At 70.2% G+C, this 12,912-nt stretch carries 10 protein-coding genes; 8 read left to right on the top strand and 2 right to left on the bottom strand.

All coding sequences use genetic code 11. From position 1 onward, the window contains the following. Window positions 1–3: 3 nt before the first annotated feature. The gene (locus AL072_RS10800; RefSeq protein WP_045580333.1) at window positions 4–759 is read right to left on the bottom strand and encodes a tetratricopeptide repeat protein; all 756 of its coding nucleotides are present in this window, start codon (window positions 757–759) and stop codon (window positions 4–6) included. Window positions 760–1,050: 291 nt separating this feature from the next. Here AL072_RS10800 and tssJ point away from each other — a divergent pair, with 291 nt between their 5' ends. The 6 genes from tssJ (at window position 1,051) to AL072_RS34295 (ending at window position 10,020) form a co-directional block, all read left to right on the top strand. Beyond that, window positions 1,051–1,758, top strand: coding sequence for a type VI secretion system lipoprotein TssJ (gene tssJ / locus AL072_RS10795; RefSeq protein WP_045580334.1), 708 nt, complete (start codon window positions 1,051–1,053; stop codon window positions 1,756–1,758). After that, window positions 1,755–3,311 carry a type IVB secretion system protein IcmH/DotU gene (gene icmH, locus AL072_RS10790; protein ID WP_045580335.1) on the top strand — a complete coding sequence of 519 codons (1,557 nt, stop codon included), beginning with the start codon at window positions 1,755–1,757 and terminating at the stop codon, window positions 3,309–3,311. The genes tssJ and icmH overlap by 4 nt, the downstream gene beginning before the upstream one ends. A 3-nt stretch (window positions 3,312–3,314) precedes the next feature. Next, window positions 3,315–6,959 carry a type VI secretion system membrane subunit TssM gene (gene tssM, locus AL072_RS10785; protein WP_045580336.1) on the top strand — a complete coding sequence of 1,215 codons (3,645 nt, stop codon included), beginning with the start codon at window positions 3,315–3,317 and terminating at the stop codon, window positions 6,957–6,959. After that, window positions 6,941–8,983: a serine/threonine-protein kinase gene (locus AL072_RS10780; protein ID WP_045580337.1), complete on the top strand. Its 2,043-nt coding sequence runs from the start codon at window positions 6,941–6,943 to the stop codon at window positions 8,981–8,983. The genes tssM and AL072_RS10780 overlap by 19 nt, the downstream gene beginning before the upstream one ends. 61 nt (window positions 8,984–9,044) lie before the next feature. After that, window positions 9,045–9,464, top strand: coding sequence for an ATP-binding protein (locus tag AL072_RS10775; protein ID WP_158511059.1), 420 nt, complete (start codon window positions 9,045–9,047; stop codon window positions 9,462–9,464). Between the two features lie 370 nt (window positions 9,465–9,834). Continuing rightward, window positions 9,835–10,020 (top strand): hypothetical protein, encoded by a 186-nt coding sequence (locus AL072_RS34295; protein ID WP_144428193.1) that lies wholly within the window; start codon window positions 9,835–9,837, stop codon window positions 10,018–10,020. A gap of 83 nt (window positions 10,021–10,103) precedes the next feature. On the opposite strand, the gene AL072_RS10770 is transcribed toward AL072_RS34295, so the two are convergent. Continuing rightward, window positions 10,104–10,301, bottom strand: a complete 198-nt coding sequence (locus tag AL072_RS10770) for a hypothetical protein (protein WP_045580338.1) — start codon at window positions 10,299–10,301, stop codon at window positions 10,104–10,106. A 234-nt stretch (window positions 10,302–10,535) separates the two neighbouring features. On the opposite strand from AL072_RS10770, the gene AL072_RS10765 reads away from it, so the two are divergent. Together AL072_RS10765 and AL072_RS10760 are read left to right on the top strand one after the other, a co-directional pair. Further along, the gene (locus tag AL072_RS10765; protein ID WP_052709868.1) at window positions 10,536–10,997 is read left to right on the top strand and encodes an RcnB family protein; all 462 of its coding nucleotides are present in this window, start codon (window positions 10,536–10,538) and stop codon (window positions 10,995–10,997) included. 241 nt (window positions 10,998–11,238) lie between these two features. Beyond that, window positions 11,239–12,906: an MAC/perforin domain-containing protein gene (locus AL072_RS10760; protein WP_045580339.1), complete on the top strand. Its 1,668-nt coding sequence runs from the start codon at window positions 11,239–11,241 to the stop codon at window positions 12,904–12,906. Window positions 12,907–12,912: the final 6 nt, after the last annotated feature.

Raw genomic sequence — 12,912 nt, 5'->3', positions numbered from 1 at the left:
CCGTCAGCCCGGTGGCAGCCAATCGGCGTGGGCGCGTTCCATGGAACGCCGCTCCGCCTGATGCCGCCAGTCGAACGCCTCCTCCTCGTCCTCCGCCGCGGCATGGTCGCCTTGGTCAAGGCCGTCCTGGTCAAGACTGTCCTGGTCGGGGCTGGCCCGGTTGAGCGCGGCCAGCGCGGCCATCGCCTCGCGGTCGCCGCGCAGCGCGGCAGCCTGGAGCCAGCGGGCGGCTTCGTCGGTGTCGCGGTCGGTGCCGACGCCCTCGCGCAGGCACAGGCCGAGCCTGACCTGCGCCGCCGGGTGGCCCTGTGCCGCCGCCTGGCGCAGCCAATGCACGGCCTCCACCTCGTCGCGGTCGACCCCGCGGCCGTCGAGCAGCAGCAGGGCGAGGTTGACCTGGGCGGCGGCCGAATGCTGCAGGGCGGCCAGCCGGTACCACAGCGCCGCCTTGGCCGGGTCGCAGGGCACCCCCGCGCCCTGTTCGTGCATGTAGCCCAGGTTGTTCTGCGCGCCGACATCGCCGTGAGCGGCGGCGCGGCGGTACCAGGAGACGGCGCGGCGCGGGTCGGGCGGCACGCCGATGCCGTTGGCGAGCAGGAAGGCCAGCATGGTCTGGGCGGCGACATGGCCCTGGCGCGCCGCGCGCCGGTACCAGGGCACCGCCGCCGCGACATCGACCGGCCGCAGCGATTCGGCCAGACGGAACTGCGCGTCGCTGTCGCCCAGTTCGGCTTTCATCCGGGTCCAAAGCGTGGGCATGGCGGGGGCACCTTCGTCAATTGTCCAACGGGCGTCGAGTATCGACCTGAAACCGGAACGGCGGAAACCGGACCGGCGGGGACCGGAAGGGCGAACAGCGCGCGAACCCGCTTTATTCCATTCGCCACGGCGTTGCGGACCATCCCCGGAACCCGAGTCTGTCCCGCCGCCGCCCGGCGTTCAACCTCTCCAGCCGGCGGTCGAGGAATTGTCACCGCGGCGCCTTTGGTTAAGGATGACCATCCGTTCGTGCCCTGCTATACCCGATCGTATAAGGGGAAAGGTGTGGTGATGTTCAGGAATGCCGGCTGCACGCGGATCCGGACGGGGTCGCCCCGGGTCCGGTCGACGACGTGGGCCGCCGGCTCCCTCGCCGCAGCGCTGGCGCTGGCCGCCTGCTCCTCGGCGCCGCCGCCCCCACCGCCGCCGACCACCATCCAGCTGACCGTCGTCGGCGCCAAGGCGCTGAACCCCGACCCCAACGGCCGGCCGTCGCCGGTGATGCTGCGGCTCTACCAGCTCGGCCCGAGCGACGCCTTCACCAATGCCGACTTCTTCCAGATCATCGACCAGGACAAGGCGACGCTCGGCCCCACCCTGCTCGACCGGCAGGAGCTGGCGGTGCCGCCGGACAGCCGCCAGACCGTGACCGTCCAGCCCAAGCCGGAGGTGAAGACCCTGGCCGTCGCCGCGGCCTTCCGCGCCTATGAGGAAGCGGGCTGGCGTGCCTTGGGGACCATCGAGCCGAACAAGGCGAACCGCTTCCTGCTGACCGCCACCGCCAGCACCGTCACCCTCACCCCGCGCGGCGAGGGCGAGTCCGACGATGCGGAAGCCGGGGCGGCGGAAGAGGAGGCGAAGACGGATCCGAAGGCCGACGCCGCTGCCCCGAAGGCCGCCGCCCCGAAGGCCGAAACCCCCAAATCGGAGAGCGCGCCGAACGCGGCCGGCCAGCCGCCCGCGGCCACGCACAACCTGATCGTGAAGGGGGCGTCATGAGCGTCCGGCCGCCGCCCGACAAGAACCCGTTCGAGGAGCCGGACGACATCGACGCCACGGTGATGCAGCCGATGGCGTTCCAGCGCCCGGCCGCCCCTGCCCCTGGAGCCGCGCCGGCTGCGCCGCCCTTCTCCACCGGCTCGGCCGGGCTGGTGCCGCCGGCCTTCGGGCAGAGCGGCGTGTCCGCCGCGCCCGCCGCCTTCGGGCAGCAGGCCTTCGCGCCCGCCGCCTTCGGGCAGCAGGCCCAGCCGAGGCCGGCGGTGCAGCCAGCCCCGGCGCCGGCGCCCTTCGCTCCCCTCGCCCCCGGCTACCGGCCGCTCGACGACGGCACGCTGGCGGCGTTGTCCGCGGTCAGCGACAACCCGCTGGTCACCGCCGCCGCGCCGATCCTGGCGATGGTGGTGCGGGTGCGCGAACTGGGCCAGCATCGCGACGTCGAGTCCCTGCGCGAGCGGGTGATCGCCGAGATGCAGCGGTTCGAGGCGGCGACCGTGCGCGCCGGCCTGGCCGCCACCCAAATCCGCAACGCCGGCTACGCGCTGTGCGCGACCGTCGACGACGTGGTGCTGGCGACCTCCTGGGGCAGCCAGAGCCTGTGGGCGCACAAGAGCCTGGTGTCGACCATCCAGAAGGAAACCTGGGGCGGCGAGCGCTTCTTCGACCTGCTCGACCAGATGGCCGAGGCGCCCGACCGCCACCTGCAGGAACTGGAACTGTTCTATCTGTGCCTCTCGCTCGGGTTCGAGGGCAAGTACCGGGTCACCCAGCGCGGCTACAGCGAGCTGGCGAAGCTGCGCGACCGGCTCTACCGGGTCATCCGCAAGCAGCGCGGCGAGGCGGAGCGCGACCTGTCGCCCCATTGGCGCGGCCAAGCCGACGGTTTCCGCCCGCTGGCGGCCACGGTGCCGCTGTGGCTGCCGGCCCTGCTGATCGCGGTGCTGCTGGCCGCGCTCTATTCCTGGTTCGTCTTCGCGCTGGCCGACCAGTCCGACGGCGCCCATCGCCGGCTGGCCGGGCTGATCCCCGACCGGCCGGTGCAGATCGCCCGGATCGAGCCGCCGGCCACCCTGCCAACCCCGCCGCCGAAACAGACCCTGGCCGAGCGCATCGCCGGGGCGCTGGCCGCCGACATCCGGGCCGGGCTGGTCGAGGTCAGCGGCGGCAGCGACGGACGGGCCACCGTGCGCACCCGGCTCAACGTCTTCGCGTCCGGCAGCGACCGGATCGAGCCGCGCTATGTCGAGGTTTTCAAACATGTCGCCGAGGCGATGCGCAGGGAGCCGGGCCGCATCAGCGTCATCGGCAACACCGACAGCGTCGCCATCCGCTCGCTGCGCTACCCTTCCAACCAGGAGCTGTCGGAGGCGCGGGCCGCCACGGTCCAGCGGCTGATGAGCGAGGTGCTGGGCGCCGATGCCGGAAAGGACGGCGGCAAGGACGGCGGCAGCCGGCTCAGCGCCGAAGGGCGCGGCGACACCGACCCGATCGCCCCCAACACGACGGCGGAGGGCCGCCAGGCCAACCGGCGCGTCGACATCGTGCTGGCGCCCTGACCGATGCTGAAGACGATCCTGACCGCCCTGATCTCCCGCTGGTTCCTGACGCTGGTCGCCGCGCTCTGCCTCGGCGGGCTGGTCTGGTTCCTGGGGCCGCTGGTCGCCGTATCCGGCGCCTTTCCGCTGGCCGACCCGACGGTCCGGCTGGCGGTGGCCTTCGCCATCCTGCTGGTCTGGGCGCTGGCGATGCAGTGGTCGCTCTACCGCCACCGCAGCGCCAACGACCGCATGGTGCAGGCGCTCGCCAAGGCGACGCCCGCCGCCAAGGGCGATGCGGACGCCGACGCGGTCGGCCAGGAGACCGACCTGCTGCGCAGCCGCCTGCGCGAGGCGCTGGAGCAGCTGCGCCAGGCGCGCTTCGGCGGCAAATGGGGCCAGCGCTACCTCTATCAGCTGCCCTGGTACCTGCTGATCGGCGCGCCGGGGGCCGGCAAGACGACGGCGCTGGCCAATTCCGGCCTGCGCTTCCCGCTGGCGGCGGAGATGGGGCGGGCGGCGCTGCGCGACGTCGGCGGCACCCGCAACTGCGACTGGTGGTTCACCGACGAGGCGGTGCTGATCGACACCGCCGGCCGCTACATCACCCAGGACAGCCAGCCGGCCATCGATGGCAAGGTGTGGAAGAACTTCATCGGCCTGCTGAAGCGCCACCGCCCGCGCCAGCCGGTCAACGGCATCCTGCTGGCGGTCAGCCTCGCCGACCTCGCGGGCTGGAGCGAGCATGAGCGCAGGGGCCACGCCGAGCAGCTGAAGCTGCGGCTGAAGGAGCTGCGCGGACAGGTCGGGTCGCGGGTGCCGGTCTATGTGCTGCTGACCAAGGCCGACCTGATCGCCGGCTTCGCCGAGTTCTTCGAGGATCTGAGCCGGGAGGAGCGCGAACAGGTCTGGGGCGTCACCTTCCCGCTCGATGACGGCCGGAAGGGCGACGACGCCCCGGTCTACCGCTTCGCCGCCGAGTTCGACGCGCTGACCGCGCGCATCGCCCGGCGGGTGCTGGACCGCGTGCATGGCGAATCCGACATCCAGCGCCGCTCGCTCGACGCCCTGTTCCCGGCCCAGATCGCCGGGCTGAAACCCGCCATCGCCGACCTGCTGACCGTCATCTTCGAGCCCAACCGCTACGAGGAACGGCCGCTGCTGCGCGGCGTCTACCTGACCAGCGGCACACAGGACGGCGCCCCGGTGGACCGCCTGTCGGAGATGGTCGCCGGTTCCTTCGGGCTGGAGCGGCCGGTGCTGGCGGCCGGCAGCGGCGGGCGCAGCTTCTTCCTGAACCGCACGCTGCGCGAGGTGGTGTTCGCCGAGGCCGGGCTGGTCGGCACCGACAGCGGGCTGGAACGGCGGCGGCGGATGCTGCGCGGCGCCGCCATGCTGGCCATGCTGCTGGCCGGGCTGGGGGTCGCGGCCTTCTGGGCCAACAGCTTCACCGGCAACGCGGCGCTGGTCGCCGGGGTCGACGCCGCCGCAGCCAGGGCGCAGGCCGAGCTGGAGCCGCTGGCGACCGCGCCGCGCTCGCTGACCAGGATCGACGACACCGACTTCATCACCATCGTCCCGCCGCTGAACACGCTGCGCGCCATCCCCGCCGGCACGGCCGAAGAGCCGCCGCTGGAGATGACCGGCGGGCTCTACCAGGGCGGCCGGCTGGGCCGGCAAGGCGAGACGGTCTATGGCCGGGCGCTGCGCACCATCCTGCTGCCGCGCGTCTTCCTGCGGATGGAGGAGCAGCTGCGCCGCGAGCGCGGCCGGCCCGAATATCTGTTCCAGGCGCTCAAGGTCTATCTGATGCTGGCCGGCAAGGGGCCGCTCGACAAGGCGCTGGTGTCGGAGTGGATGGCGCTGGACTGGATGGCCTCGCTGCCCGGCCCGGCCTATGACGGTGTGCGGCGCGACCTGCGCACCCATCTGGACGCGATGCTCGCCACCCCGCTCTCCTCCCTGCCGTTGGACGAGGGGCTGGTCGAGGAGGCGCGGCAGAGCCTGACCCGCTACCCGCTGGCCGAACGCGGCTTCGCCATCCTGCGCGACCGGCCGGAGATCCAGGGCCTGGCCGACTGGCGGCTGGTCGACCATGCCGGGCCGCTGGCCGGCCGCGTGCTGATCCGACCGTCGGGCAAGCCGCTGTCCGAGGGCGTTCCCGGCCTCTACAGCTATGACGGCTTCCACAAGGCTGTGCTGCCGGCGCTGCCCAAGGTCGCCAAGGCGCTGGTCGACGAGAATTGGGTGCTGGGCCAGCCGAGCAGCGGCCCGCAGGCGGTCGCCAGCGCCCAGCGGCTGGAGAAGGGCATCCTGGCCGTCTATCTCGACCGCTACGCCCGCCAGTGGGACGAGCTGCTGGGCGACGTGGTGGTGGTGCCGCTGCGCAGCCTGAACCAGGCGGCCGACGTGCTGAACACGCTATCCGGCCCGCAATCGCCGCTGAAGCTGTGGCTGACCGCCATGGTGCGCGAGACGACGCTGGCCCCCGGCCCCAACGACAAGCCGGCCACGGACGGAAAAGGTCCGGTCGCGGGAGGGCCGCTGGCCGGGATCGCCCAGCAGGCGCAGGCGGGGGAGAGGGCGGTCGAGTCCACCGGCACCAACGCCGCCTATCTGGCGCGGCTGGCCGGCGTCTCGCTCCAGCCCGCAGGCCCGCCGCCGGGCCAGCCGATCAACGACCATTTCAAGGCGCTGCGCGACCTCGTGCAGGGCGAAGGCGGGGCGCCGCCCAGGCTGGACGAGTCGCTGAAGCTGCTGGGCGAGCTGTACCAGCAGATCGCCCGGGCCGCCAACGCGCCCGACCAGAACGGCGCGCTGCTGGCCGGGCTGGCCGGCGGCGGCGACAAGGGTGCGGTGGCGGCACAGCTGCGCACTCTTGCCCGCGACCTGCCCGACCCGATCGGCGGCATGGTCGCCACCGTGGCGCAGAGCGCGGCGACCGTCAGCGCCGGCGGCGCGCGGACGCAGATCAACAAGGCGTGGCAGTCGACCGTCCTGCCCTTCTGCCGGGCGGCGCTCGACAACCGCTTCCCGATGGTGGCGACCAGCCCGGTCGACGTGACGGCGGCCGACTTCTCCAAGCTGTTCGCGCCGGGCGGCATGATCGACCAGTTCTTCAACACCAACCTGCGACCCTTCGTCGACATGACGGTCAGCCCCTGGGCCTGGCAGAAGGTGGATCAGGTCGATCTGGGCATCCCGCCCGCCGTGCTCGACCAGTTCGAGCGGGCGGCGCGCATCCGCGACAGCCTGTTCCCGGCCGGGGCCGCCGCCGCCAAGGTGGTGTTCGAGATCACCCCGGTCGAGCTGGACGCCAAGGCGACGCAGGTGGCGCTGGACATCGACGGCCAGACGCTGATCTATCAGCATGGACCGCCGCGGCCGCAGGTGATGAAATGGCCGGGTGCGGAAGGCACCAGCAGCGTGCGGCTCGGCTTCGGCCCGCCGCTGCCGGGCGAGCCGGCCGGCATTTCGCGCCAGGGCCCCTGGGCCCTGTTCCATTTCCTCGCCGACGGCAGGCTGGAGTCCACGCCGCAGCCCGACCGCTTCACCCTGTCGGTGACGGTGGGCACGCGCAAGGCGGTCTTCGCCCTGCGCGCCGACAGCGTGAACAACCCGTTCGGCAAGAACCTGCTGGAGAGTTTCCGATGCCCGACGGCGCTGTAGCCGCGACACTCCCCGGCCCCATCGGCCCCTACCGGGTCGAGGGCGTGCTTGGCCAGGGCGCCATGAGCGTGGTGTACCGCGCCACCGACGGGCGCGACGGCCGGCCGGTGGCGCTGAAGCTGCTGCGCGGCGAGCTGCTGGCCGCAGCGGAACGCAACGCCGTGCTGACCCGCTTCGCGCGCGAGGCGCAGATCGGCCTGAAGCTCGACCATCCGAACATCGTGCGGGTGCATGACTACGGCACGCTGGACGCGGCCCAGGGCGGCGCCCCCTACCTCGCCATGGAGCTGATCCGCGGGCGGGAGCTGAAGCAGTATCTGGAGGCCGACCGGCCGCTGTCGATCCAGCAGGGCGGCACCCTGATGGCGGCGGTGCTGGACGCGCTGGCCTTCGCCCATGCCCGCAACGTCATCCACCGCGACATCAAGCCGGCCAACATCGTGGTCGAGGACGACCTGACGCCGAAGCTGGCCGATTTCGGCATCGCGCAGATCTCGTCGTCCGACCTGACCCAGGCCGGCGACCTGCTGGGAACCCCCGCCTACATGGCGCCGGAGGTTCTGCGCGGCGAGAAGGCCGACCCGCGCAGCGACCTGTTCTCGGCCGGCGTGGTGCTCTACTACCTGCTGGCGCAGCGGCGGCCCTTCTCCGGCTCGGTCGCCACGGTGATGCAGCAGATCCTGTTCGTCGAGCCGCCGCCGCCGTCCCATGCCAACCCGGACCTGCCGCCGCCCTTCGACGGCCTGATCCTGAAGGCGCTGGCCAAGACGCCGGGCGACCGCTTTGCCAGCGCCGGGGAGTTCGCCGACGCGCTGCGCCGCGCGCTGGCCGTCGCCGGCACCATGCAGGCGCCGGCCCCCAGCGCCGAGCTCACCCTGTTCGGCACCGAGCTGCCGGACATCGCCCCGCCGCTCGACCGCAACGCCCTGCTGGCGGCGCTGGAGACGGCGCTGCGCGCCATCCCCGGCCAACCGATCGACGCGCGCAGGCTGGAAGAGCTGCTGGGCATGCTGGCGGACTGGCAGGCCGGCGGCGAACAGGCGACCTCGGCCGGCGAGTTGCAGCGCTGGCAGTCGCTGCTGCTCGGAGCCGGGATCGAGCCCCTGACCGAGCTGATCGTGGCGGCCGCCCCCGCCCCGCGCGCCGCCCCGGCGAGCCAGCGGCGCGACTGGATGCCGCTGGTCCGGCTGTTCGCCGCGCTGAACCGCGCGCTGGCCGGCACGCCGGCGGCCGACCGGGCCAGGATGTCGGCGGCGCGCATCGCCTTCGACCTGTCCGGCCGCTTCTTCCTCTATTCCGGCGAGCTGAACCGGGTGCTGATGGACGGCGACAATCCGGACATCCAGATGCTGTCGCTCGACTTCCTGCGGCTGGAGCTGCTTCAGCATGCGCTGGAGGAGCTGGGGGCCGAGGCCGAGCTGGCGCAGAGCCGCAGCGCCATGCTGATGTTCGCCGTCCAGGTCATCCGCAAGGTGACGCAGATCCTGCGCGCCTGCACCGACGGCAACGACGGGCTGGCCCGCTTCGGCGTCGCCATCATCCTCGCCAACATCGAGGAGCTGATCGTGATGGCCCAGCGCCTGTTCGAGACCGGCGGGCAGGCCACCGGCGGGCTGCCGCAGGACGCGGTGGCCGAGTTCATCGCCGCCGCCGGCCGGTTCGCCAGCCTGTCGGTGGAAGAGCTGCGCGGCGAGGTCGCCCAGGGAAACCTGGCTGGGGGAAACATGGCGGGCAGCGCCGACAGCTTCGCCGCCCGCCTGCGCGGTGTCGGCCAGCTCTATCTGTTCGCCACGCGGCTCACCGCGCCGGACTGCGCGCCGATGATGCACAGCCTGTCGACCATGCTCTACGGACTGGTCGCCGGGCTGACGGCCGATCTCGGCAACGCCCCGGTGTCCGACACAGGCGCCCGCGCCCGGCTGGTGGCGTTGGCCGACATGGCAAGCGGGCTCGGCTGGAGCGAGGTCGAACGGATCGCCCTGACGGCCTTGCGCCGCTGGGCGGTGGCGGGCGTGACGGCGTGACGGGACACTGGCTCAACCGATCGAAGGATGGCGGCGCATGGGGGAACGGATGGACGATACCGTGACGAACCGCCTGGACCTGGTCCTGCGCAACGAGCTGTCCGAACTGGAACGGCTGGCGGCCGCGGTGGACGAGTTCATCGAGCGCTACGACCTGCCGCCCGGTCTCGGCTTCAAGTTCAACCTCTGCTTCGACGAGTTGATCACCAACACCGTATCCTACGGCTATGGCGACAGCGGACCGCACGAGATCCGGGTGCGGCTCGAGTCGGATGCCGTGGAGATGCGGGCGGAGGTCGAGGACGACGCCGCCGCCTTCGATCCCTTCGACGAGGCGCCGCCGCCCGACCTGACCAGCGCCGTCGAAGACCGCCGGGTCGGCGGGCTCGGCGTCTTCCTGGTCAAGAAGACGATGGACCGCGCCATCTACCGGCGCGAGGGCGACCGCAATCTGGTCCTGCTGGCCAAGGCGCTTGCCTGACCGCAATCTGCGGCGGCAGCTTCGAGCGGGAAAGCGCTTCCCGCGGGAGGGTCGGCCTGCCGGGCCGGCGGATCGCCTTGCCCGCGCGCCTTGCCCGCGCGTAGACTCCTTCGTCCTCCCAATGATCCTGCGGAGGATCGTATAGATTGACCGGCCAATCTTGTGCGATTTGCAGAAAATGCCGGCAAGTCGCGCTCCATGACAATCCGGAAAAGCTGCGCGTCTCACTTTGCAGCAAACAGACACATGACAAGACCGCTGTTTTCTTGCAAAGTTATCGAGGTCGTCGGAACTGTGATGGGTCTGGTCATCGTGACCGCCCGCCGTCCGGAGATCGAAAGCGAACGCTGACGTGTGGAGTCGACGCATCATGACCGGGACGCAGTGCCAAGAGGCACGGCTGCGCCTTGGCTGGTCGACACGGATGCTGGCGAACAAGGCCGGTGTGCCGTGGTACGCCGTGATGAACCTCGATTATGGAACCGGCGAGGTCGATCCGGCCATCGTCGACGCGCTGGCCCGCGCCTTCCGACAGGCCGGCCTGGAATTGCGCTAGATGCTTCCGCCGGCATCGGCGTAACCCGCGAAAAGCCGCCGCATCCTCTCCCCCGGTGGGGAAAGGATGCGGAACGGCCCTGCTCAGCTCTTCTTCCCGGCCTTGCCTTTCCCGCCTGGCCCCTTTTCCGCCGGACGGTCGATGTGCTTGGCCGATTCGGTGTCGGGGGTGATCGGCTTGCCGGTCTCGGACACCTCCTTGGCCGCCTCCAGCGGGTCGGCGATGTCGCGGTCGGGTTCGTTGGACAGGATGTGGCCGTCGCCGGGCTTCCGGTCTGCCATCGGACTGCTCCTTCGGTAAGGTCTTCCGACGACAACAGGCGGGCGGGCGTTCCGTCCCCGCATCTCTGTCCGTCCCCCGAGACCCTGCCCGCCGCGGGAGTGGCGGCGGATACACTCCGTTACCGAATGACCGCCCGGCGGACACAGACCGGCAATGGACGCGCGTCATCCTGTCGTCATGAGATGCCCCACCGGCACCGCCGGCCGGCACCAGACCGATGAGGATGTCAGTCCATGAAGAAAGCCCTGCTTGCCGTGGCCGCCGCGATGATCGCCCTGACCACGGCGACCGGCTCCCCCGCCCTGGCCCAGGGGTGGCAGCCCGGGCCGGACGACCGTGGCGGCCCCCATCAGGGACAGCATCAGGACCGGATCCACGACCGGGACGGCCGCGACCGGGACGGCCATGGTCCGAATGCCCACAATCCGGCACCCCGCCCCGCTCCCCGGCCCGCCCCTCACCCCGCCCATCGGCCCGACTTCCGGCCGGGCCCGCCGGAGGGCCGCGGCTGGCATGCCGGCCAGCGCCTGCCAAGGGAGTGGCGCGCACAGCGCCACGTCATCGCCAAGCCCGCCGCCCACCATCTGCGCCGCCCCCCGCCCGGCCATCGCTGGGTCCGCGCCGGGCACGACGCCGTGCTGATCGTGTCGGCCTCCGGCATCATCGTGCAGATCATGCCCGGCCTGTTCCGCTGACGCTCCTCGGCAGGCAGGTCGGCGCACACGCCCATCGGCGCCTCGACCGCGGCCGGCAGGAGATGCCGGCCGCAAAAACATCCTAATCGGATACAGGAGTTGCCTTCACTCTTCTTTTAGAGGCAATTTCGTTGACATAAATGCAGAATAATTGATATTTTTGGTTGCTTTCATTTCCCTCGACGAATTTCTGCGCTTGGCACTGAAGAGTCGATAAACGAATTGATATGGAGAGTATAAGATGTCGTCCCCGCAGGAATATCTCCTTTCCTCCTACAATGTCCTGACGATCCAGCAGCCCGCCGATATCTTCTACAATTCCAAATCCTGCACCGCGGCCGATGTACCGCAGGACGACGTCGTCACCAAGGATTCCTTCCAGGAGTTCAAAGGGACCTACAAAAGCGAATACACGGCTCAGACACTTCAAACCACCTATACCAATTCGTTCGGCGTGGAATTCGAGTACGCCAAAGTCAGCGGCGACGCGCAGACCACCTACACAAGCAGCAAATACACAAAAACAACGTCCTTCAATGCAAGCTATTATTGTACCGTATCCTGCGGCGTCACCTCGCTCCGCAATCAGGACAGCGCCGACATCCTCGGCGCCTTGAAGCCGGATCTGGTGAGCGAGTTGAACGGCATCGCCAGTTCAGCCCAGGCGAAGGCCTTCACCGATCGGTGGGGCACCCATCTGATCACCGGCGTCAAGCTGGGCGGCAGCCTGTTCATCGCCATCCAGGCCGACACCAACACCGAAACCGACAAGACCGCCGTCGATGCCTCGGTCAGCGCCAGCTACAAGAATGCCGGCAGCAGCATCAACGCGACCGCTTCGGCGGCCAAGTCGGTGACGACGACATCGACGACGGTGACGGTCGAACAGACCACATCGACCGTCGGCGGCAGCGCCACGGCAGGCTTCTCGATCGATTGCAGCGACCCGTCGAGCTTCGAGACGTGGGCCGACAGCTGCTCGACCCAGACCGTGCAGGCGCTGAACAGCTCCGTCACCTTCTTCAGCCTGCTGCCGCAGGGCTCGGCGGCCCGGTCGACGCTGGAACGATATGTCCAGCTGGCCATGCTGGCCGAGAGCCTCAACCACCCGGCCTATCTGAACGCGACCGCGACGCTCCAGCCTTACAAGACCTTCTCGGTATCGGTGGCGCCGAACGAAGCGGGCGAACGGATCCTCTGCGGCGGCGCCGCGCTGTCGGAACATTCCAACAGCTTCCTGATGGGTTCCTATCCCAACCAGAACAGCGACGGCGACATCTCCTCCTGGTCCGCCGCGAGCCATGATTCCGGGGAGGCGGCGACCGGAACGCTGACCGCCTACGCCTTCGCCGTCTACGATCCCCACCGGCTTCTGACGGTGACCGTCAAACCCGGCTTCAGCCATAGCACCGCGTCGGGCGGCGACGAGGTGGGGGCGACCGTCCAGGGCCTGCTGGTGGGGGGCGGCACCAAGAGCACCGCCGAAGGCAGCAGCTCGATCAAGCTGGTCTATGCGAGCTATCCGTCGCCGGCACCAGGCAACAGCTATTACACGGAATGGATTTCCCGAAGCTGCGATTACATCAACAAGGCGAGCGACACGACCCTCACCTCCTATGCGATCGGGCTGATCCTGCCGGACGGCCTGTCGGTGTCATCGACCTTCACCCCCAACCAGACGCAACCCGCCGAATTCGGCGATTCGATCGCCGTCCTTCCGAAATCCCAATTCGTCTGCGGCGGCGGCTTCTGCCTGACATTCGTCGACAACGCCCAGAACTTCCCGACCGCCTCCTACCCGGCCGATCTCAATTCCTGGCGGGTGACCAATGTCGACGGCAACGGCAGGCATGCCAAGGCCTCGACCACCGCCTATGCCATCACCCTGAACGCAGAGGTTCCGGTCTGAGAACCT

It is taken from the genome of Azospirillum thiophilum, from assembly GCF_001305595.1.
In the GTDB taxonomy this organism is placed as follows: Bacteria; Pseudomonadota; Alphaproteobacteria; order Azospirillales; family Azospirillaceae; genus Azospirillum; species Azospirillum thiophilum.
The sequence above is the reverse complement of the archived record's forward strand: the minus strand, read 5'-3'. Positions and strand labels throughout refer to the sequence as shown.

Coding starts and splice junctions, on each gene's coding strand:
- AL072_RS10800 (WP_045580333.1), bottom strand. CDS start 759: ATGCCCACGCTTTGGACCCGGATGAAAGCCGAACTGGGCGACAGCGAC.
- tssJ (WP_045580334.1), top strand. CDS start 1,051: ATGTTCAGGAATGCCGGCTGCACGCGGATCCGGACGGGGTCGCCCCGG.
- icmH (WP_045580335.1), top strand. CDS start 1,755: ATGAGCGTCCGGCCGCCGCCCGACAAGAACCCGTTCGAGGAGCCGGAC.
- tssM (WP_045580336.1), top strand. CDS start 3,315: ATGCTGAAGACGATCCTGACCGCCCTGATCTCCCGCTGGTTCCTGACG.
- AL072_RS10780 (WP_045580337.1), top strand. CDS start 6,941: ATGCCCGACGGCGCTGTAGCCGCGACACTCCCCGGCCCCATCGGCCCC.
- AL072_RS34295 (WP_144428193.1), top strand. CDS start 9,835: ATGACCGGGACGCAGTGCCAAGAGGCACGGCTGCGCCTTGGCTGGTCG.
- AL072_RS10770 (WP_045580338.1), bottom strand. CDS start 10,301: ATGGCAGACCGGAAGCCCGGCGACGGCCACATCCTGTCCAACGAACCC.
- AL072_RS10765 (WP_052709868.1), top strand. CDS start 10,536: ATGAAGAAAGCCCTGCTTGCCGTGGCCGCCGCGATGATCGCCCTGACC.
- AL072_RS10760 (WP_045580339.1), top strand. CDS start 11,239: ATGTCGTCCCCGCAGGAATATCTCCTTTCCTCCTACAATGTCCTGACG.